The following is a 20,048-nucleotide window of genomic DNA, read 5'->3' as shown; positions in this document are numbered from 1 at the left end:
GATAAGGATGCTGAAAGCGTTTGATGGGCAGTGTTGGATGCTGAAATTCGCGGTGGGACGGCAGGCTCTACCGGCAAGCAGAAATCAAAAGATCTTGACGATCTCAAAGTTTCAGGGAGCCCAGCAATCCCTCCAGAAACCGCTCCCCAGCCTGCATCTGGCTGATCTCGATGAACTCGTCCGGCTTGTGCGCCTGTTCGATCGAGCCCGGGCCGCAGACTACTACCGGTACATCCAGACGCTGCTTGAACAACCCGCCCTCGGTGCCGAACGAGACTTTGGCGGTGCCGGTGTCCGGCGCGGCGAAGTTTTTCAGGAAGCGCACCGCTTCAACGCTCGGATGGGTATCGAGGCCCGGATAGACGTTGAGGGTTTCGATCTCGATGTCTGCCACGCTGGACAGCTTTTTCGCCTCGCGCACGATCACTTCTGCACGCTCGCGCATCTGCTCCAGGAACTGATCCAGATCGTCCGCCGGCAAGTTACGTACCTCGAAATCCAGGGTGCACAGGTTCGGCACGATGTTCAGCGCCTTGCCGCCGACAATCTGCCCGACGTGCACGGTGCTGTAAGGCACATCGTAATCGGCATCCTGTGCGCCCTGCTCTTGCAGTTGCTGCTGGCTCTGACGCAGAGCCGCGATGAAATCGCAGGCCACGTGAATCGCATTGACCGAACGCGGCGCCAACGAGGAATGCGCTTCCAGGCCACGGCAGTAAGTGCGGTAAGACCCCTTGCCCTTGTGCCCCAGCACGAACTGCATGTTGGTCGGCTCACCGATCAGGCACAAAAACGGCCGTACCGGCGCCAGGTGCAGCACGTCGAGTAAACGTCGTACACCGACGCAGCCGGTTTCTTCGTCATGGGACAAGGCGATTTGCAGCGGTCGGCTCAGCGAATGGTCGGCGGCATCGAGCATGGCATCGATGGCCAACGCGATAAACCCCTTCATGTCGCAACTGCCCCGGCCGTAAATCCGCCCGTCCTGCACCGTCGCCTCAAACGCCGGCAAGGTCCAGGCCTGGCCTGCCGCCGGCACTACGTCGGTGTGCCCGGACAACAGAATGCCCGGTAACTCTTTAGGGCCGGTGCTGGCGAACAGGTTGGCCTTTTTACCCGTTTCGTCCTTGACGATCAGTGACTCGATGCCCTTGGTCAGCAGCAAGTCGCGTACGTACTCGATCAGGGCCATGTTCGACTCCGAAGACACGGTGTCGAAGGCCATCAGGCGTTTGAGAATATCCAGTACACGGGGTTTCATGAGGCCCTGCTCCTTTGCTCGGTTGTCCGTTGCTCGGCTGAAGGGGTGAACCGGCGGATCGAGAACGGCTCAATCGAAGTGCTGGTGCTGCCGGTGCTGATGAGTTCGGCCATTACGTCGCCGACGCCTGGGCCGAGCTGGAAGCCATGACCGCAGAAGCCGAACGCGTAATACAAACCGTCAACGTTGCCGCTGGGGCCCATCACCGGCAGGGAATCGGGCAAGTAGCCTTCAATGCCGCTCCACACGCGGATGATGTTCAGGTTGCCGACGCCCGGTAGCAGGCGACGCATCTGATCCATCTGATTGAGAATACTGCGCGGCTCGACATAGGCGCGGCGGTTGAGCATGTCCGGTTTGCTGCGGTAGCCGCCACCGATGATGATGTTGCCGCGCGGGATCTGGCGGAAGTAGATCACTTCCTCGGGGATCTTGGTGTACACGCCGATCACCGTTGGCAAGGCGTACGGCACCGGTTCGGTCACGGCCATTTGTGGGCCGTTGGTATCCAGCGGCACCGGTTCGCCGAACTGCGCCGAGAGTTTCTGGCCCCAGGCGCCGGCGGTGATCAGCAAGCGCTCGGCGCCGAACTGGCGACCGTCGGTGGTGGTCACCGTGAACTCGCCGGCAATTTTCTGCACTTCAGCGACTTCAGTCTGTTCCTCGATTCGCGCCCCGAGGCGGCGGGCAGCCCGGGCAAATGCCGGGGCTGCCAGACGCGGGTTGGCGTGGCCATCGTGGGGCGCGTAAGAACCGCCCTTCACGTCCGGCCCGAGGAACGGAAAGCGCTGGTGCAGCTCGGCGCCACGATAGATTTTCAAATCCAGCTGCGCCGCCTCGGGCGCTGCCGCATAGGCTTCCAGTTCAGGGATTTCGTCCTCGCGGTAACACACGCGCATGTGCCCGCTGGCAATGAATTCGAGGTCGTCGTCGATCAGCTCTGGCAAGCGTTTCCACAGCGCCCAGGAACGGTTGGCCAATTCCAGTTGACCGAGGAAGCGTCCCTGACGCCGGACGTTGCCGAAATTGACGCCGCTGGCGTACTGACCGATCTGGTCGCGCTCCAGCAGAATCACCGACTGCCCGCGCTGGCGCAGGAAAAACGCCGCCGCCGAGCCCATCAGGCCGCCGCCAACAATCACTACATCGGCTTTGTGTAGCGTCATGGCGACACCTCCTCGGTGAGCATCGAAAGGGGTTTGACCGGTGCCTGTCCACGCTGCCGACCGACCTGTTGCACACTGACGCCTGCCGCCGCCGCGATCACTTCGGCCCCGGCCTGGGAGCAATAACGCCCCTGGCAGCGGCCCATGCCGACCCGGCTGAAGGCCTTGGCCCGATTGACTTCACAGGCCCCCTTCTCGCTCACGGTACGGCGTAACTCGCCGGCGCTGATCATCTCGCAGCGACAGACGATGGCTGAGTCCGGCAAGGCTTTGGCTTGATCCGCCGGCCAGGGAAACGCCTGGGCCAGACCGAGGCGAAACTCATCCATCACCGCCAGCGCGTGGCGTTGTTCGTCACGCAAACCGGCGTTCACCGGTTGCTGCAGATCTTCCATCAACGCCATCGCCACCAAGCGCCCGGCATGTTCGGCGGCATCGGCACCGCGAATCTTCGAGCCGTCCCCGGCGGCATACACACCGTTGACCGAGGTGCGGCCGTCTTCATCGACGGCCAGCCACCACTGGCTGGACGCCTCATCGAAGCGCATGCGACAACCGGCCAGATCGGCCAGTTGGGTTTCCGGGCGCAAGTGATAACCCAACGCCACAGCATCACAATCCACCGTTAACGTCTCACCGCGCGCGGTACGCACCCGCACACCACTGACGCCGCTGGCTGCATCGCCTTGCACCTGAAGCGGCGAAATCCCCAGATGCACCGGAATTTTCGCCCGGTACAACTGCGCCAGTAACTTCATCCCGGTGAACAGCAATCCCGGACGCGCCATCAGCTTCGGCACTGCCGCGATACGCTTGCTGAGGGGCGAAGTGTCGAGCACCGCCGCCACATTGGCGCCTGCTTTGACGTATTGGCTGGCGACCAGATACAGCAACGGCCCGCTGCCCATGAACACCACGCGGTGGCCGATGGAAACCGCCTGGGACTTGAGCGCGATTTGCGCCCCGCCAAGGCTGTAGGTGCCTGCCAACTGCCAGCCTTCGATCGGCATCAAGCGGTCGGTGGCACCGGTGCAGAGGATCAGCGCATCGTAATCCACCGTCGAGTGCTTGCCCTGGCTGACGCAGCACAATTGCCCTGGCGTCAGGTTCCACACCAGCGTGTCGGGGCGGTAGTCGATTTGCCCGCGCAATCGGTCGAAACTCTGGTGCAGATTCTTGGCCTTGGCCGCTTCGGTGCCATACAGGGTGGCGTAGTCCCGGGTAAAACCTTCGGGCTGGCGACGGTAGATCTGCCCGCCATCCCGGCGATTCTCATCGATCAGGATCGGTTTCAAGCCAGCCGCCAGCAGCGTTTCGGCACAGCGAATGCCGGCCGGCCCGGCGCCGACAATAACCACTCGTTGAGCGCTCAGCCGTGCAGTGGCCATATTGCCTCCGGTTGTGTGGTGACGATGTCCAGCCCTTCGCGGACTTCATTGGAACAGGCGCGCAAACGCTCGCCACTGCGGGTCCAGACCCAACAATCCTGGCAGGCGCCCATCAGGCAGAAACCGGCGCGGCGGCCCGAGTCGAATTCCGATTGGCGCAGCGCCGAGCCCTGGGTCAGCAACGCGACCATTAATGTGTCGCCCTGCAACGCCTCAATGGGCGAACCGTCCACCGTCAGCTTGACGGTCGGCCGGCCCTGCTCGGCCAGCCTCACAAAACGCCCTTTCATGCATAAGCTCCCAGGCTCATGGTGGATAAACCCTGCTGTGTTTTCAGCAACTCGGCACTGTCGTGATGACAAAGAATTTCGCTACCGCCGTCGATGATCCGCCGGTTCGGCGCGGTGCGATTGCACAGACCGTCGACCCGCACCGGGCAGCGACTGAGAAAGGTGCACAGCTCTGGCACATTGGCCTTGGCGCCAATCGGCGGCAGCGTGCCGCAGGTGGTGCCGCAGTTTTCCAGCCAGCCCTGACGCAGTTCCGGCACCGAATGGATCAACAGGTCGGTGTAGGGATGGAACGGTGCCTGGGCAAACGCCTGCCGGCTGCCGGCCTGAACCTTGTGGCCGCTGTACATCACCACAATGTCGTCGCACAGCGCGCGTACCGTGGAAATGTCATGGCTGATGAACAGATACGACACGCCCAGTTGCTGACGCAGGTCGCGCAGCAGTTCGAGAATCGCCGCGCCGACCACGGTGTCCAGCGCCGAGGTCACCTCGTCGCAGAGGATCAGGTCCGGTTTGGCCGCCAGGGCACGGGCCAGGTTGACCCGCTGTTTTTGCCCGCCGGAGAGCTCATTTGGACGGCGTTCGGCCATGGCGCGCGGCAAGCGCACCAGGTCCAGCAGTTCGCCGATACGCTCGCGCAGCGCGGCGCCCTTGAGGCCGAAGTACATTTTCAGCGGACGGCTCAGAATAGTGCTGACACTGTGCATCGGGTTGAGCGCAGTGTCGGCATTCTGGAACACCATCTGAATCCGGCGGAACTGCTCATCGGTGCGCTCGGACAGGCTACCGCCCAGTGGCTGGCCATCGAAGGTCAGGCCGCCCAAGGCCGGCGTCAGCAACCCGGCCACCACCCGCGCCAGCGTCGACTTGCCGGAGCCCGACTCGCCGATCACGCCAATGGCCTGGCCCCGGCGCACGGTCAGGTCGATATCTTCCAGCACGCGAATCGACGGCATGCCTTGCAGGTTCTTGTTGCCGTAACCGGCGGTCAGCCCCTGGATGGTCAGCAGCGGTGTTTCTTCAGCGATGCCGCAAGGTGGGCGGATCGTCGTGTCCGGGCGGGCCGCCAGCAGCAGGCTGCGGGTGTATTCGTGGGCCGGGGCCTTGAGCAGCGGCGCGGTGGCGCTCTGCTCGAAAATCTGTCCGCCGTTGAGCACGACGATCTGATCGGCCATTTGCGCGACGACCGCCAAATCATGGGACACATAGACCGCCGTCGCGCCACGCTCGCGCACCACGCGCTTGAAGGCGCGCAGCACGTCGATCTGCGTCGTCACGTCGAGAGCGGTGGTCGGCTCGTCGAGCACCACCAGCAGCGGATCGCTGATCAGCGCCATGGCCGCCATTACCCGTTGCAACTGCCCGCCGGATACTTGGTGCGGGTAACGCTGGCCAATGTGATCGGGATCCGGCAAGGCCAGATCGCGGAACAGTTCGATGGCTTTGGCTTCCAGCACGGCCCGGCTACCCAGGCCGTGAATCAATGCGCCCTCCACCACTTGATCGATCAGTTTTTTCGCCGGGTTGAACGCAGCGGCGGCGCTCTGGGCAATGTACGACACCCGATTGCCGCGCAGGCCTTGCAGTTCGCTTTCACTCAACGCCAGCATGTCGTGCTCGCCGACTTGCACCACGCCGGACGCCAATCGACAACCGCGTCGGGCATAGCCGAGCAGCGCCAGGGCGATGGTGGTCTTGCCGGAGCCGGACTCACCGATCAACGCCAGCACTTCACCTTTGGCCAGGGAGAAGCTCACGCCCTTGACGATTTCCACCTCGCCACGCTCGCCGCAAGCGACCACGCGCAGGTCTTCGACTCGAATCAAATCACTCATTTCAATGACCTCCCGTACGTCGACTACGCCGTGACGACAGTCGGTCGATGAACAGATTCACGCCGATGGTCAGGGTGCCGATGGCCAGCGCCGGAATCACGATGGCCGGCGCGCCCTGATTGAGGCCGCCGATGTTCTCGCGCACCAGCGAACCGAGGTCGGCATCCGGCGGTTGCACGCCGAGGCCGAGGAAGCTCATGCCACTGAGCAGCAGCACGATGAAGCCGAAGCGCAGCCCCAGATCGGTCAGCACCGGGTTGAGCATGTTCGGCAGGATTTCCACGCAGGCGATGTACAACCGACGCTCGCCACGGGTGCGGGCCACTTGCACGTATTCCAGCGCTTCGATGTTCACCGCCATGCTGCGGGCGATGCGGAACGCGCCTGGGGTGAAACTCAGGACTGCGGTGCAGATCAGCAACAGCACCGAAGAACCGAACGCCGAGACCATGATCAACGCCAGCATCTTGCTCGGAATGGAGATAAAGGCATCCATCAAACGGCTGATCACTTCGTCCAGCCATTTCGGCGACACCACCGACAGCAGCGCACATCCGGTCCCCAGCGTGCTGGCCAACACCGCTGAAATCAGCGCCAGGCCCACGGTGAACCGCGCGCCGACGAGAATGCGGCTGAGCATGTCGCGGCCCAGGTAATCGGTACCCAACGGGTAAGCCGCGCTGAGGCTGTCGAACACGTTATCGGAGACCACTTCACCCACCGGGTGCGGCGCCAGCCACGGACCGAAGATCGCCACCAGCAGCCAGATCACACACATTGCCGCCCCGACCAGGCCGAGCCACGACGGCCCATGAGCAACCTTGCCCAATGCCAGTTCGGGTCCGGCAGGCGCCGATTTCGCCATGAGATCGTTCATTGGTTTCTCAGCCTCGGATTGGAAAGAATCGCGCACAGGTCGGCAATCAGCACCAACCCCAGGTACGCCGTACAAAACAGCATGGTGCAGGCCTGAACCAGCGCCATGTCACGGTTGGTCACGGCATCGACCATCAGGCTGGCGATGCCGGGGTAGTTGAAGATCGTCTCGACGATCACCACCCCGCCCAGCAGGTACGACAGGCTCAGGGCGATGGCATTGGCAATCGGCCCGATGGCGTTGGGCAAGGCATGGCGCAACACGATCCGCACCGGGCTCACGCCCTTGAGCCGGGCCATTTCCACATAGGCGCTGTCGAGCTGATCGATCACCGCCGCCCGGGTCATGCGCGCCATTTGCGCGACAATCACGCAGCACAGGGTCATCACCGGCAAGGCGTAGGTGCGCATGAATTGCCAGGGTGAGGTGATGTCGCTGGCATAAGACAGCGCCGACAGCCAGCCCAGGTTCACCGCAAAGATCAGCACTGCCAAGGTCGCCACCAGAAACTCCGGCACGGCGACCAGGGCCAGGGTGATGAAGCTGAGGAAACTGTCCATGCGCCCGCCCCGGCCCATGGCCGAGCCGATGCCGATGATCAGCGCCACCGGCACCGACACCAGCGCCGTGACGGCCGCCAGCATCAGTGTGTTGGGCACCCGCCCGGCCATCAGCTCGCTGACCGGCAAGGCATTGGACACCGATTGCCCCATGTCGCCGCTCAGCAGGTTCATCAACCAATGCAGGTAACGCACCACACCGGGTTGATCCAGCCCCAGTTTCAGGCGCAAGGCCGCCACCTGTTCCGGCGTGGCGAATTGCCCGAGTGCCTGTTGCGCCGCGTCCCCCGGCAATACCGCCGTGATCGCAAACACGACCATGGACACGATCAACAAAGTCACGATCGCCGCGCCCAGGCGCCGGCCGATCAACCACAGTGTGTTGCTGTTCATCGCCCTACCCTCATGCAATAGCCCCGCTTACGCCCGTGTGCGGCCGATCAGGCATCGAGCCAGACCTGTTCGGCGAACATGTAGCCCATGAAACCGCCGAGGGGGTTGCTGCCGTAACCCTTGATGCGCTGATCGACACCGTCGATGTTGCTGATGAACACCGGCACGCCGATGCCACTGTGTTCATGCACCAGGGCCTGCATGTCGCCGTACATCTTGCCGCGCTTGGCGTCGTCGGTTTCACCGCGGGCGAGCATCAGCAGTTGGTCGAACTGATCGTTCTTCCAGCCCGATTCGTTCCATGGCGCGCTGGACTGGAAGAACTGCGAGAACATCACGTCGGCGTTCGGCCGAGGGTTGATGTTGCCGAAGCTCAGCGGGTGCTTCATCCAGTGGTTGGACCAGTAGCCGTCGCTGGGCAAGCGGTTGACGTCGAGCTTGAGCCCGGCCTGTTTCGCCGATTGCTGCAACAGCACGGCGATGTCCACCGAACCGGTCGCGGCAGGCGATGCCACCAGCGGCATGGTGATGCTTTCCATGCCGGCCTTCTTCAGCAGGAATTTGGCTTTTTCCGGGTCGTAGGCCCGCTGCGGCAGGTCGGCGTTGTAGTAGCGCGAGCCAGGGGAAATCGGATGGTCGTTACCGACGACGGCAAAGCCACGGAACACCGCGGATTTCACTTGCTCACGGTCCAGCAAATACTTCATCGCCTGAGTGAATTCGGCGCTTTTACCCGGCATCTGGTCCTGACGGATGATCAGGTCGGTGTAGTTGCCCGACGGCGCATCGACGACCCGGTGTTTGGCGCTGGCCTTGATCCGTGTGGTCGAGCGTGGGTTGACCTCGTTGATCATGTGCACGTCGCCCGACAGCAGCGCGTTGACGCGTGACGGTTCGTCGGCAATCGCGATGAATTCGATCTCGTCCAGGTACGGCAGGCCCGGTTTCCAGTAGCCGGTGTTGCGCGCGGCAATCGAGCGTACGCCCGGTTTGAATTCCTTGACCGTGAACGGCCCGGTGCCGATGCCCTGGTTGAAGTCGGTAGTGCCCTCGGGAACGATCAGCAAGTGCGACACGGCGAGGATCGACGGCAGCTCGGCGTTCGGCGCGCTCAGGCGGATCTGCACTTCGTGGGTGCCGGTGGCCTTGATCTCTTCGAACTGCGCCATCAGCGGCATGACCTTGGAACCGGTCAGCGGGTCTTTGTGGCGCGACAGCGAGAACACCACGTCGGCGGCGCTCAGGGTCTTGCCGTTGTGGAAGGTCACGTCCTTGCGCAGGGTGATGATCCACAGCGTCGCATCGGTGTTATCGATGCGCTCGGCCAGTTCCAGTTGCGGCACCAGGTGGCTGTCGAAACGGGTCAGGCCGTTGTAGAACATGAAGTGACGCACGTAGTCGGTAGACAGCGCGCCCTTGGCCGGGTCCAGGGTGTCGGCGGTGGAACTGGACATGCCGGCGACGCGAATCCGCCCGCCCGGCTTGCCTTTGCCCGGGGTTGCCGCTTCTTCGGCGAACAGTTTGCCGGCAGCGCCGAACAGGCTACCGGCGCCCGCTGCGGCAACACCCGCCACGCCGAGCATTTGCAAGGCGTGGCGGCGCGACATGCCACGGTTGAGGCCTTCGAATACCCGCAGGCTGTCCTGGCCGGAAATCAGTTTCGAGTCGATCTTGTTGTCAGTCATATCAGTTGTACCTGTCGAAAATCAGAAGATTCGAGTGCCCCAGATGTCCGGAGCGTCCTGGAAACGCAAACGACGGTGACGCCACAACATCAACTCAATGCAAATAGTCCTGGAGGCGGTAGTAAGCGCCTACGAACGGCAAGAACCACGGCTTGCCGAAATGCCCGGGAATCGCCGGCCAGTCGAGTTCGCGCCAGGGATTGGCCTCGACTTTGCCGGCCATCACCTCGGCCATCACCTGGCCCATGTGCACCGACATCTGCACGCCATGGCCGCTGTAGCCCATGGAGTGATAAACCCCGCCGTGCTGACCGGCGCGAGGCAAGCGGTCGGAGGTCATGTCCACCAGCCCGCCCCAGCAGTAGTCGATTTTCACCTTGGCCAACTGCGGGAACATCTGCACCATCGCCGCTTGCAGCACCTTGCCGCTCTTGGCGTCGTTCACGCTGTCGGACATCGCGAACCGCGCACGGCCGCCGAACAGCAAGCGGTTATCCGGGGTCAGGCGAAAGTAGTTACCGATCATGCGGCTGGTGACATAGGCACGCCGACCGGGCAGCAACTGATCGATGAGGAACTGCGGCAGCACCTCAGTGGCGATCACGAAACTGCCGACCGGCACGATCCGCCGCCGATACCAGCCCAGGCCACCGTGCTGACAAGCGCCGGTCGCCAGCAATACTTGCCCGGCGTGCAAAGAACCCTTGGCGGTGTTGACCCGATAACCGCCGGCCTGGGCTTTCCAGTCCGTCACCGGCGTACCTTGATAGATCAGCGCGCCGTGACGTGCCGCAGCCTCAGCCAGACCGACGCCGAAACGCCCGACATGCATCTGCACGCCGTTGCGCTGCAGCAAGCCGCCATGGAACTGCGCCGAATTCACTTCGGCGCGGGTCTGTTCGGCGTTCAGCAACTCGACCTCGGCATCGACCTCTTTGCGAATCAATTCGCAGGTGCGCGCCAGACCTTCGTAGTGCAACGGTTTGGCCGCCAGTTTGAGCTTGCCATTGCGCTTGAGGTCGCAGGCGATCTGCTCCTGCTCCACCAGGGACACAACGCTCTGCACCGCGCTTTCATAGGCCTGGTAATAGGCCCGCGCCTTGTCGGCACCGAGGCTGGCACTCAGCCCGGCATAGTCCTGGGCAACGCCGGTGTTGCATTGGCCGCCGTTGCGCCCGGAGGCTTCGCCGATCACTTTCCCGGCTTCCAGCACCACCACACTGGCGCCCTTCAAGGCCAGCGCGCGAGCCGCCGCCAGGCCGGTGAAACCGCCACCGACGATGGCCACGTCGACCTGCCTGGGCAATGCGCCGAGCTGAGCACCGGAAAAGGCCGGTGCGGTGTCGAGCCAGTAGGATTCACTGCCCATGTCTAACCCCTTATTCCGTGAAGAGCGCCGTTACCGTTCAACTCAGAGACCGACCAGCGCCGCCAGTCCACCGATGTCGGTGATCTGCTGGTAGCCGTAGAACGCATTGCCCGGAACCTCGTGACCGCGGGCGACGAAGGCCTTGTTCTTGATCTTCATGTCGTGGGCCGGCATCAGGTCGTAACGGAAACTGGAAGACACATGCAAGATGTCTTCCGGGCCGCAGTTGAGGTTGTCGAGCATGTACTCGAACGCGGCCAGGCGCGGCTTGTAGGCCTGGGCCTGTTCGGCGGTGAAGACTTTGTGAAACGGTGCGCCGAGCTTGTCGACGTTGGACATGATCTGGCTGTTGCTGGCGTTGGAGAAAATCACCAGGGGGATCTTGTCGGCGATTTTCGACAGGCCGGCCGGCACGTCCGGGTGCGGGCCCCAGGTCGGCACGGCGTCGTAATACAGCTGGCCTTCGCCACGGTATTCGACACCCCAACGCTTGCAGACCCGTGCCAGTGCGGTCTTGAGAATCTCATCATAAGGCCGCCAGTCACCCATGACCTGATCCAGGCGATAGGCGGAAAAATCCTTGACGAACTGATCCATCTGCTCGGGCACCACGCGGTCGGCGAACAGTTCGCGAGTCATCGTGCCCATGTGGAAATTGGTCAGCGTACCGTAGCAGTCGAACGTAATGAATTTGGGGCGTAGAAAGCTCATTGAGTGCGGTCCTGAAGTTCGTTGAGGTCATGGCGCGACAGGTATTCGCTGCGTTTCGGGAGCGGCGATGCAACGCTGCAGCACACCGTCATTACAACACCGTGAAATCAGCAGATGGCGTTAAAAGCGACCTCTGCTTGATACAAACCACCGTTTTAGCCTGCCCCCTCAGCAGACTTTGCGGCTCGCTCCAGCCTTGGGCAAACCCCGTATTTATGCGCTCTTATGGACCTTCATGACTATGCGAGGCTGACGAACGCCCCCATTCACGGCAGAACCTGCGCCGGGCGGAACGAAAACGGGCGCTTCCCTGAGGAAGCGCCCGTTTGGGTGCGGTTTGAACCTTCTCTTGATGACTACCCGGTGTAGCAGCTGCCGAGCCTGCGAGGCTGCGTTCGGCGGCGAAGCCGTCGTGAAATCAGCTATTGCGGTGTGTCATGAAAACCTTGCAAATCGGGTTTACGACGGCTTCGCCGCCGAACGCCGCCTCGCAGGCTCGGCAGCTGCTACGGGGGCCGTGTTATTGGACGATATCGATCAGCACGCTCTTGAAGCGCAAGTTGGCTTCGAAGGCTTCGCGGCCCAGGTCCTTGCCGATGCCGGAGCGTTTGTAGCCACCGGTCGGCAGGATGTAGTCGTTGCTGCGTCCGTAACGGTTGACCCACACTGTGCCCGCCTCCAGCCGCCGGACCAGTCGCAGGGCGCGGTTGATGTCGGCGGTGTGCACGCCCGCCGCCAGGCCGTAGGTGGCGTGTGCGGCCAGGTTCAGCGCCTGCTGTTCGTCATCGAACGCCTGCACCGTCAGCACCGGGCCGAAGATTTCTTCACAGATCGCCGGGTTCTGATTGTCCAGGCCGGCCAGCAAAGTCGGCTGGTAATAGGCACCGCCCAGCCCTTCGAACAAGCCACCGCCAGTCAGCACTTCGGCCCCGGCCTGGCGTGAACGCTGGACGATGCCGTCGATACGGCTGGCCTGCAACCGGGAAATGATAGGCGACAGCGTGTTCTCGGACGACCAGGTCGGGCCTGGACGCAATTCCTCGAAATACGCCTGCAAGTGCGCAACGAACGGTTCCATGATCGAGCGCTCGATCAACAACCGCGAACCAGACACGCACACCTGCCCGGCATTGCCGGTGATGGCCAGCGCCACGGTGCGTGCGGTTTTCGCGATATCCGGCACGTCAGCGAACACCAGTTGCGGGCTCTTGCCGCCCAGCTCCAGGGTTACCGGTTTCGGCCCCACCAATGCGCAAGTGGACATGATGCTCGAGCCGGTCGCCGTGGAGCCGGTAAAGGTTACCTTGCCCACCCGTGGATGACGGCACAAGGCGTCGCCAGTGACGCGGCCATCGCCCTGAACCACGTTGAAAATCCCGGCAGGAATGCCCGCCTGCACCGCCAGTTCGGCAAAGCGCAGGCTGGAAAACGGCGTCAGCTCCGACGGCTTGAGCACCACGGCATTGCCGGCAGCCAGCGCCGGCGCGACTTTCCATGAAGCCATGCTCAAGGGGAAATTCCACGGCGCGATGGCGGCGATCACGCCGTACGGTTCAGCGATCTGCATGCCCAGGCGATCGGTCTGGGTCGCCGCGACTTGGCCGCCGTGCTTGTCCGCCAGTTCGGCAAAGAAACGAATGCCCTCGGCGACATAAGGAATGTCCCAGGCGATCACATCTTTATGCGGACGGGTCGAGCCCACCGCTTCCAGCGGCGCCAGCACGGCGACATCGGCTTCGATCAGATCGGCCCAGCGACGCATGACCCGTGCCCGCTCCCGGGGCGGACGGCTGGCCCAATCGCTGCGGTTAAACGCCTGCCAGGCATCGTTGACCGCCTCATCCACCAGGTCGGCATCGGCGATCGGCAACTGGGCATAAGCCTGACCGTCTGAAGGGCGAACCACCTCCAGCCCCGGTTGGGCGTCGCGGTATTTTCCGGCAATAAAATGAGCGCTGCGCACAGCGATGAGGCGAGGATCGAAGCTATCCATGGAGCACTCCAAAAAGGGACGGCGAGGCGTTTACTCAGGCCTCCATCGTAGAAAAAAAGCCCAAGCATTTGCTGCCGACCTTATGGGGCAATTAAGTAGTAAGTGTGGTCTGCAGGCCTTTGATGTGAGGAATCTGCCGAATCCTTCCGCCCCCCTTGTCAGGCCTTCACACAGATGGGATACAGGCATCCTCGCGCCGGAAAACCGGTTGATCGCGCACACTGTAAAACGGAGATTCATCATGTCCGCCTCGCACCCTTCCGCTTATGTCTATCGGCCGATGACCGCTGCTGATTTGCCTTCGGCCCATGCCTTGTCTGTCGAGTTGAAGTGGCCCCATCGCCTGGAAGACTGGGCGATGCTGCAGCGGGTCAGCGAAGGTTTCGTGGTGCTCGATGGCGACCGACTGATCGGCACCGCATTCGCCTGCCGGCAAGGCGACTTCGCCACCATCGGCCTGGTGATTGTCAGCGACGACTATCAGGGCAAGGGCATCGGCCGTCGATTGATGGAACACGCGCTGCTAGCCTGCCAGTCGCGCACGCCGATGCTCAATGCAACCCTCGCCGGCGCACCGCTTTACGCCAGCCAGGGGTTTGTCGAGTTCGGGCGGATTCAGCAGCATCAAGGCCTGGCTCAGGCGCCCGCGCTTGAACCGCTGGCAGACGGTGAAGAATGCCGCCCGTTACAGGCGGCGGATCGGGCTCCTCAACTGGCACTGGCCAACGCCGGCAGCGGGCTGGACCGGCAAGCGGTGCTCACGGAGCTGTTCGCGCTGGCCGAGCATTCGGTGGGCATCGAGCGCGACGGTCAGTTGCGTGCCTTCGCCCTGCTGCGCCCGTTCGGTCGCGGTCGTTGCCTCGGCCCGGTCATCGCCGAAAACCTTGAACAGGCCAAACACCTGATCGCGGTGTTGCTGGCCCAGGTGCCGGACGCTTTCGTGCGAATCGACATTCCAGCGGACAGTGGTTTGAGCGAGTGGCTGGAGCTGGCCGGTCTCAAACAGGTCGACACCGTGGCGCAAATGGCACGGGGCACACCGCCGCAAGCGGCCAACGGCGTCCGCCAATTTGCCCTCGTCACCCAAGCCATTGGCTGATCCCGGCGCGCGATGAAGCGAGCGCCTTCCATCACTTTCTACCCCCCATTTGCAGGGAGCGTCACCCGCATGTCTCAACCCACCATTGTGCTGTTGGCCCGCGCCGACGGCAGCCGCGTTTCTACGTCTTTCAAGGCAGCGCCCTTGAGTTCCATCGATCCGTTCATGGACGGTCGTCAGCTCGCCTACGTCGGGTCCGACGGTGTTTCGGCGGGCCTCGTTCACACCAGCAGAACACTCGACATCGAGGGCTTCCCGCACACCGAAGTGATCGTGGTCCATGCCGGGCATGTGGTGCTGCAATCCGGGGAACAGGTGCTGGAATTGGGGATCGGTGCCAGCGCGGTGATCAGTCGCGGTACGGCACTGCGGGTTCAGGCACAACCCGATACGTGCTGGGCCTTCTGTGCCGTCACCAGCCCCAGCGCCGAACAGAAACCGGGGCTGACAGCGCTCGACCCGCTGGCGATGCTGTCCCCTTCGGCGGCACCGGAACCGCAGATACTGATCGGACCCACGCCACAGTGCCGCTCGCGCAATGCCTTCGAAGACGACACGACTAATCTGCGCGTCGGTGTGTGGGATTCGACGCCGTACACTCGCCATGGCCGAGCGCACAAACTCAACGAGCTGATGCACCTGCTCGAAGGCAGCGTGACTTTGCAGGCACCTGACGGCAGCAGCGTTACGGTCAATCCCGGTGACACCGTGTTCGTGCCACAAGGGGCACCTTGTGCCTGGAACAGTGCGCGGTATGTGCGCAAGGTTTACGCCGTCAAATAGCGCTGGCCGATTTGAATCAGCGTAATCGGTCCCGGTTACGCTAATCCCGTAGCAGCTGCCGAGCTGTGCGAGGCTGCGTTCGGCTGCGCAGCAGTCGTAATCCCTGAATGCGCAGCGTGCCTGACGGATCGCAGCGCCTGATTTCGCGACTGCTACGCAGCCGAACGCAGCCTCGCGCGCTCGGCAGCTGCTACAAGGCGTGAGCCTCAGAATTTCCCGCCCAACGGATATTCAATCGCCAGACGAATCTGATCGGCATCCAGCTCAGCCTGTGCCGAATTGCCCCGATGGACCGCATGGCGCAGGGTAAACCCGAGGTTTTTCGCCGGGCCCGACTGCACCACATATTTGGCCTGCAGGTCCCGTTCCCAATGCTTGCCACCCTGCCCGTAACCCAGCCACTTGTAACCGCCGTTGGGGTCCATGTGACTGCCGTCGATGCCGCTGCCGCGCGCATACAACGCACCTAAGGTCAGGCCGGGGACGCCGTAGCCAGCCATATTCAGATCGTAACGGGCCTGCCAGGAAGCTTCTTCGGGTGCGTTGAAGTCGGACAGGGCCACCGAGTTGCTCAGGTAGATCGCGCCTCGGGTCACGTAGTCGAAGGGCGTGTCACCGTCGACCTTCTGATAACCCAGGCCGAAGCTGTGAGCGCCGACCTTGTAGGTGGACAGCAAACTCCAGGTGGTGTTGTCGATCCGGCCGGACAAAGCTTTGCCGGTGTCCTGGGTGCGATACAGATTGAGATCGAAGATCAGCTCCTGGCCAGCGGCCAACGGCTGCGTGTAAACCGCGCCCAGATAGTGCTGACGCCAGGTATCGTCATACTGCGCGCTGAACAGGCTGGCATTGAGTCCCTTGACCGAGGTGTTGCGCCCACCGATCAAATCGAAGCTGTTGCCCTGCTTGCCGTTGGAGTAATTGACCACAAAACCTTGGTCATGACTGGTGGCGTTACGGTCGGTGCTCTCGTTGAAGTGCCCGCCGTACAACGTGGTGCCGGGCAGTTCGCGGCTGGTCAGCAGCCAGCCGGTGGCGGTCTCGGGCAGCAAGCGGCTGTCGGATGAACCGAATACCGGGGTTTTCACCCGTTGCTCGCCGTAGCGCAATTCGGTGGAGGAAAAACGCAGCTTGGCCACGGCGCCGCCTCGGCTGAATTCATCCTTGGGGTAGCCTTCGTTGTCCACGCCCAGCACCCGCGCCTTGCCGGCGCGCCCGCCGCCGCTGTCCAGTTGCCAGCCGGAATACAGGTGCGCGTCCAGCCCGAAACCCACGGTACCGGTGGTGAAACCCGAGGCCACATCGGCCATCAGACCGTAAGCCCACTCCTCCGCCAGATCGCTGCGCTGGGCCCTGGGTTTATAGGCGTTGCGGGCGCCGTTACTCAGTGAGCCGTGTTGATAATCGCGGCGGTCATAGAGGCTGCGATTGAGCAGGCTCCACTGGCTGTCCTGCAAAAAACCGTTGGCGTTGTCTTGTTCCGATGCCTGGGCGAGCAGGGTTTCCCCTCCCAAGGCCAAAAGCAGGGCATGCGTGGTTAACGTCTTTACAGTTTTCTCCTGGAAAATCGGTCGTGCGCAGCGGCTCTTCGGTGTCCCGCCCAATGGGGGGACACCGAAGAGCGGCTCAGAGGTATTTGAGAATCGCGATATCGCGACGGCGCTGCTTGAGGTTGGCGAACCAGCGCGTCGGGAAGAACAGCAGCACCCCGAGAATCACGCTCCACAGCCAGACCATGGGCAGGTTATCGAAACCGTAATAGGTGCCCTGATTGGCGCCCCAGATGGCAACGGCCACCAGGTACATGGCCTTGAGCACATACAGGTGCAACAAGTAGAAGAACATCGGCGCACCACCGTAGACCGCCAGGGTCGCGGTGGACCAGCGATCCTGGGCCTTCTCGAACAACGCCAGGAGAATCAGCCCCAGGCCGAGGGTCGGCATCAGGAACATCAGTGACGGCGGGTACTTCTTCGCGCTCATGAAACTCATGAAGGTGCGCAGCGAATCGCCGGTCTGCACCCAGGGTTTCTCGCCGTAAACGTTCAGGTAACGGATGAACACGAACGCCGCCAACAGGCCGACGCCGACTTTGAGCAAGCGGGAAATCCGCGCGGCCGGTTCCATGTCCTTGCCGAACCACGGCCCGATGGCCCAGCCCAGCAGGATTACGCCGATCCACGGCAACACCGGATACGTGGTGCGAGCCCGGGTGAACTCGGTGATGTCGATGAATACGCGCTGATGCAGGATCGACCACGGCACGAAGAACGGCGACTCCGGCCCCACGGTCACGCCATCGAGCAGGTTGTGCCCGGCGACGATCGCCACTCCGAGCACGATCAGCCAACCGCGTTTAAAGTGCAGCAACCCGGCAAGCACGATCATGCAGATGCCGATGCACCAGATCACTTGCAGCCACAGCGTCTTGGGCGGGAACTCGGCGTTCCAGGCAAAGCACACGAACGTGAGCTCCAGAAACACCAGGAACAGCCCGCGCTTGAGCAGGAACACCGAGGTTTCACTGGCCGTGTGTTTCTGGCTGTAGAGCCAGGCCGACAACCCGGTGAGGAAGATGAACACCGGGGCGCAAAGGGTGCTCAGCAGGCGGGTGAAGAACAGGTCCGGGGTCACGCTCAGCGCATCGATCGGGTCGGTGACCTGACGGTGCAGCAGAAAGGTTTCGCGCACATGGTCGATGAGCATCAACAGCATGACGAAGCCGCGCAAGGCATCGATGGCCAACATCCGGGTGTTGGTTTTGGCAACGCTGGTGGCCAGCGCAGGGGAAACACTTCCCGCCTGCCCTGCCACGCTTGTAGATAGGGTCATATCAGTCACTCATGTCTTGGTCAGTGGACTACCGCTGGCTCAGCCCTGTTTCTTCAGCCTGGCAACTTCCGATGCCGGCAGCTGCGACGGCGCCCGCGGCAAGGGTACCTGACCTTCCTTTCGATAGAACGACAGTGTTGAACTGAAGCTCTTCACGTCATAGGGCTCAGCCTGACCCTGGGGATTGGTGCGCTGCCCGGCGGTGTGATCCTTGTATTCGACGGCTACCACATAGGTGCCCTGCCAGGGCAGTTCGAAACTGACCTTGCCAGCCGCGTCGGTGCGCTGGGTGAACACTTCCCCGGAGCCGGTTTCCAGCACCACGTCCTGATTGACCAGGGGCTTGTGCGCATAAAACACCTGGAACTGCGCCTTGCCCGCATCGGCGACGCCGGTGGGCACGATGTCCAGGGTCAATTCCGGGGTGCGGGCGCGCAGATCGCCGACCCAACGGGTGGCGGGCGTCCAGTAAGCCTTGAGGGTTTTATCGCCTTCGTGGAGGTCGAAGATCGGGTAGTGCCCATCCTCGGCCAGCAGCGAATCATCCGCGTTGGCTTGATGCGCCACCGCAAACGCCTGGCGCTGCAAGGTCAGGCGCAACGGCTGGGACCTGTCGCTGATCGACCAGCCCTTGAGTTGCCGGAAACGGTCCATCCCGCCCGGTGTAACTTCCAGCATGTTCTTGTCATATTCCCCGTAGTACAACGCAAGGGGTTGCCCCGGTGGCTGCTCGTACCAGATTTGATGCGCCTCGCTGCTGCTTGCCAGCATGAAGACGCCGTAACCCAACAGTGCTTTTTTTGCGTGGCTCATTCGCATTTTTTTGCGCTCCGATTGGTGTTGTTCCACGGATCGTTGCAGCCCTGCAACGACCTGCCCCCTCTCTGAACGCATTACAACGCAGGCAATTTTGGGCTTTGTTCCGAATTCATCGCCCGGAACGCCAACGAAGACTGTTTTCGCCGCGTAAACAGCGGTTTATACGGCCTGCGCCAGCATGAAGCGTGTTGAAGCGGTTGTGCGGCCCCGGTGTCCGATTGAGGTGCATGCCCAAACCGAATTCTCCGTAGCAGCTGTCGAGCAGCGCGAGGCGGCGTTCGGCGGCGAAGCAGCCGCAAAATCAGTCACTGCGATCCGTCAGGTACACCATGCATTCAGGGTTTACGACTGCTACGCAGCCGAACGCCACCTCACGCTGCTCGGCAGCTGCTACACAGAGCCCGTCGCGCGCCTCTTATGAAGGCGCGGCAGGCTGCAAGGGAATGGGGTACGCGGAGTCAGCTTCAGTGGCGCAATAATTTGCGCAGCGGCACGCCGTCCTTGAGCACGGGTGACTTGATGACGATGTAGCTGAAGTATTTGGAGATGCCGATGTTTTTGTCCAACAGGCTTTCGACCACTTCCTGATAATGCTGGATGCTGCGGGTCATGAAGCGCACCAGGTAATCGTAGCCGCCGCTGATCAGGTGGCATTCAAGCACTTCGTCGACCAGACGGATATTGGACTCGAACTTGGCGAAGTCCTCGCGCTTGTGGTCGCTCAAGGTGATCTCGGTGAACACCGTGACCGAGTCGGTGATCTTGGCCAGGTTCAGGTGAGCCTTGTAGCTGGAAATATACCCGGCCGACTCCAGCCGCTTGACCCGTTGCAGGCAGGGGCTGGCCGACAGGCCCACGGCATCCGCCAGGCTGACGTTGGTCATGCGCCCGTCCTTTTGCAGCTCAACCAGGATGCTGATGTCGATTCGGTCCAGTTTTACTAAACCTTCCATTGCGTACCTCTTGACTGCCGTTTGTAAGACA

General features: G+C 62.3%; 17 protein-coding genes. 2 read left to right on the top strand and 15 right to left on the bottom strand.

The window, feature by feature from the left end; genetic code table 11:
- Nucleotides 1-103: 103 nt before the first annotated feature.
- The 11 genes from argE to AC30D7_RS04445 form a co-directional block, all read right to left on the bottom strand.
- A complete protein-coding gene (gene argE / locus AC30D7_RS04495) occupies nucleotides 104-1,261 on the bottom strand; it encodes an acetylornithine deacetylase (protein ID WP_019578987.1) in 1,158 nt (385 codons plus the stop codon).
- A complete protein-coding gene (locus AC30D7_RS04490; RefSeq protein ID WP_018925979.1) occupies nucleotides 1,258-2,427 on the bottom strand; it encodes an NAD(P)/FAD-dependent oxidoreductase in 1,170 nt (389 codons plus the stop codon). The genes argE and AC30D7_RS04490 overlap by 4 nt, the downstream gene beginning before the upstream one ends.
- Nucleotides 2,424-3,815 (bottom strand): FAD/NAD(P)-dependent oxidoreductase, encoded by a 1,392-nt coding sequence (locus tag AC30D7_RS04485; RefSeq protein WP_490133218.1) that lies wholly within the window; start codon nucleotides 3,813-3,815, stop codon nucleotides 2,424-2,426. Before AC30D7_RS04485 ends, AC30D7_RS04490 begins: the two co-directional genes overlap by 4 nt.
- Complete coding sequence (locus AC30D7_RS04480) at nucleotides 3,797-4,105, bottom strand: (2Fe-2S)-binding protein (RefSeq protein ID WP_018925981.1); 309 nt, start codon at nucleotides 4,103-4,105, stop codon at nucleotides 3,797-3,799. The genes AC30D7_RS04485 and AC30D7_RS04480 overlap by 19 nt, the downstream gene beginning before the upstream one ends.
- Nucleotides 4,102-5,943: an ABC transporter ATP-binding protein gene (locus tag AC30D7_RS04475; RefSeq protein WP_064617983.1), complete on the bottom strand. Its 1,842-nt coding sequence runs from the start codon at nucleotides 5,941-5,943 to the stop codon at nucleotides 4,102-4,104. The genes AC30D7_RS04480 and AC30D7_RS04475 overlap by 4 nt, the downstream gene beginning before the upstream one ends.
- A gap of 1 nt (nucleotide 5,944) precedes the next feature.
- Nucleotides 5,945-6,820 carry an ABC transporter permease gene (locus AC30D7_RS04470; RefSeq protein ID WP_018925983.1) on the bottom strand — a complete coding sequence of 292 codons (876 nt, stop codon included), beginning with the start codon at nucleotides 6,818-6,820 and terminating at the stop codon, nucleotides 5,945-5,947.
- Nucleotides 6,817-7,773 carry an ABC transporter permease gene (locus tag AC30D7_RS04465; protein WP_019578992.1) on the bottom strand — a complete coding sequence of 319 codons (957 nt, stop codon included), beginning with the start codon at nucleotides 7,771-7,773 and terminating at the stop codon, nucleotides 6,817-6,819. The genes AC30D7_RS04470 and AC30D7_RS04465 overlap by 4 nt, the downstream gene beginning before the upstream one ends.
- A 47-nt stretch (nucleotides 7,774-7,820) precedes the next feature.
- Nucleotides 7,821-9,458 (bottom strand): ABC transporter substrate-binding protein, encoded by a 1,638-nt coding sequence (locus AC30D7_RS04460; RefSeq protein WP_019578993.1) that lies wholly within the window; start codon nucleotides 9,456-9,458, stop codon nucleotides 7,821-7,823.
- A gap of 94 nt (nucleotides 9,459-9,552) precedes the next feature.
- On the bottom strand, nucleotides 9,553-10,827 hold the full coding sequence (locus AC30D7_RS04455; protein WP_490133217.1) for an NAD(P)/FAD-dependent oxidoreductase: 1,275 nt from the start codon (nucleotides 10,825-10,827) through the stop codon (nucleotides 9,553-9,555).
- Nucleotides 10,828-10,869: 42 nt separating this feature from the next.
- Nucleotides 10,870-11,538, bottom strand: a complete 669-nt coding sequence (locus tag AC30D7_RS04450; RefSeq protein WP_028940564.1) for a haloacid dehalogenase type II — start codon at nucleotides 11,536-11,538, stop codon at nucleotides 10,870-10,872.
- Nucleotides 11,539-12,058: 520 nt separating this feature from the next.
- Nucleotides 12,059-13,531, bottom strand: a complete 1,473-nt coding sequence (locus AC30D7_RS04445) for an aldehyde dehydrogenase family protein (RefSeq protein WP_490133216.1) — start codon at nucleotides 13,529-13,531, stop codon at nucleotides 12,059-12,061.
- A 241-nt stretch (nucleotides 13,532-13,772) separates the two neighbouring features.
- On the opposite strand from AC30D7_RS04445, the gene AC30D7_RS04440 reads away from it, so the two are divergent.
- Complete coding sequence (locus AC30D7_RS04440) at nucleotides 13,773-14,630, top strand: GNAT family N-acetyltransferase (protein WP_490133215.1); 858 nt, start codon at nucleotides 13,773-13,775, stop codon at nucleotides 14,628-14,630.
- 69 nt (nucleotides 14,631-14,699) lie between these two features.
- The gene (locus AC30D7_RS04435; RefSeq protein ID WP_490133214.1) at nucleotides 14,700-15,413 is read left to right on the top strand and encodes a cupin domain-containing protein; all 714 of its coding nucleotides are present in this window, start codon (nucleotides 14,700-14,702) and stop codon (nucleotides 15,411-15,413) included.
- A 206-nt stretch (nucleotides 15,414-15,619) separates the two neighbouring features.
- On the opposite strand, the gene AC30D7_RS04430 is transcribed toward AC30D7_RS04435, so the two are convergent.
- The 4 genes from AC30D7_RS04430 to AC30D7_RS04415 form a co-directional block, all read right to left on the bottom strand.
- The gene (locus AC30D7_RS04430; protein WP_490133279.1) at nucleotides 15,620-16,939 is read right to left on the bottom strand and encodes an OprD family porin; all 1,320 of its coding nucleotides are present in this window, start codon (nucleotides 16,937-16,939) and stop codon (nucleotides 15,620-15,622) included.
- Between the two features lie 100 nt (nucleotides 16,940-17,039).
- Nucleotides 17,040-18,245, bottom strand: a complete 1,206-nt coding sequence (locus AC30D7_RS04425) for an acetyltransferase domain-containing protein (RefSeq protein WP_086944261.1) — start codon at nucleotides 18,243-18,245, stop codon at nucleotides 17,040-17,042.
- 39 nt (nucleotides 18,246-18,284) lie between these two features.
- Nucleotides 18,285-19,058, bottom strand: a complete 774-nt coding sequence (locus AC30D7_RS04420) for a DUF4198 domain-containing protein (protein ID WP_230172667.1) — start codon at nucleotides 19,056-19,058, stop codon at nucleotides 18,285-18,287.
- A 470-nt stretch (nucleotides 19,059-19,528) separates the two neighbouring features.
- Entirely contained in the window at nucleotides 19,529-20,017 is a 489-nt protein-coding gene (locus tag AC30D7_RS04415; protein WP_003174918.1) for an Lrp/AsnC family transcriptional regulator, read from the bottom strand.
- Between the last annotated feature and the right edge of the window lie 31 nt (nucleotides 20,018-20,048).

This window comes from Pseudomonas sp. DF5 (genome assembly GCF_058148225.1).
The sequence above is the reverse complement of the archived record's forward strand: the minus strand, read 5'-3'. Positions and strand labels throughout refer to the sequence as shown.

What these genes read in the sequence shown, in the direction of transcription:
- argE (WP_019578987.1), bottom strand. Translation starts at nt 1,261, where the DNA reads ATGAAACCCCGTGTACTGGATATTCTCAAACGCCTGATGGCCTTCGAC.
- AC30D7_RS04490 (WP_018925979.1), bottom strand. Translation starts at nt 2,427, where the DNA reads ATGACGCTACACAAAGCCGATGTAGTGATTGTTGGCGGCGGCCTGATG.
- AC30D7_RS04485 (WP_490133218.1), bottom strand. Translation starts at nt 3,815, where the DNA reads ATGGCCACTGCACGGCTGAGCGCTCAACGAGTGGTTATTGTCGGCGCC.
- AC30D7_RS04480 (WP_018925981.1), bottom strand. Translation starts at nt 4,105, where the DNA reads ATGAAAGGGCGTTTTGTGAGGCTGGCCGAGCAGGGCCGGCCGACCGTC.
- AC30D7_RS04475 (WP_064617983.1), bottom strand. Translation starts at nt 5,943, where the DNA reads ATGAGTGATTTGATTCGAGTCGAAGACCTGCGCGTGGTCGCTTGCGGC.
- AC30D7_RS04470 (WP_018925983.1), bottom strand. Translation starts at nt 6,820, where the DNA reads ATGAACGATCTCATGGCGAAATCGGCGCCTGCCGGACCCGAACTGGCA.
- AC30D7_RS04465 (WP_019578992.1), bottom strand. Translation starts at nt 7,773, where the DNA reads ATGAACAGCAACACACTGTGGTTGATCGGCCGGCGCCTGGGCGCGGCG.
- AC30D7_RS04460 (WP_019578993.1), bottom strand. Translation starts at nt 9,458, where the DNA reads ATGACTGACAACAAGATCGACTCGAAACTGATTTCCGGCCAGGACAGC.
- AC30D7_RS04455 (WP_490133217.1), bottom strand. Translation starts at nt 10,827, where the DNA reads ATGGGCAGTGAATCCTACTGGCTCGACACCGCACCGGCCTTTTCCGGT.
- AC30D7_RS04450 (WP_028940564.1), bottom strand. Translation starts at nt 11,538, where the DNA reads ATGAGCTTTCTACGCCCCAAATTCATTACGTTCGACTGCTACGGTACG.
- AC30D7_RS04445 (WP_490133216.1), bottom strand. Translation starts at nt 13,531, where the DNA reads ATGGATAGCTTCGATCCTCGCCTCATCGCTGTGCGCAGCGCTCATTTT.
- AC30D7_RS04440 (WP_490133215.1), top strand. Translation starts at nt 13,773, where the DNA reads ATGTCCGCCTCGCACCCTTCCGCTTATGTCTATCGGCCGATGACCGCT.
- AC30D7_RS04435 (WP_490133214.1), top strand. Translation starts at nt 14,700, where the DNA reads ATGTCTCAACCCACCATTGTGCTGTTGGCCCGCGCCGACGGCAGCCGC.
- AC30D7_RS04425 (WP_086944261.1), bottom strand. Translation starts at nt 18,245, where the DNA reads ATGACCCTATCTACAAGCGTGGCAGGGCAGGCGGGAAGTGTTTCCCCT.
- AC30D7_RS04420 (WP_230172667.1), bottom strand. Translation starts at nt 19,058, where the DNA reads ATGAGCCACGCAAAAAAAGCACTGTTGGGTTACGGCGTCTTCATGCTG.
- AC30D7_RS04415 (WP_003174918.1), bottom strand. Translation starts at nt 20,017, where the DNA reads ATGGAAGGTTTAGTAAAACTGGACCGAATCGACATCAGCATCCTGGTT.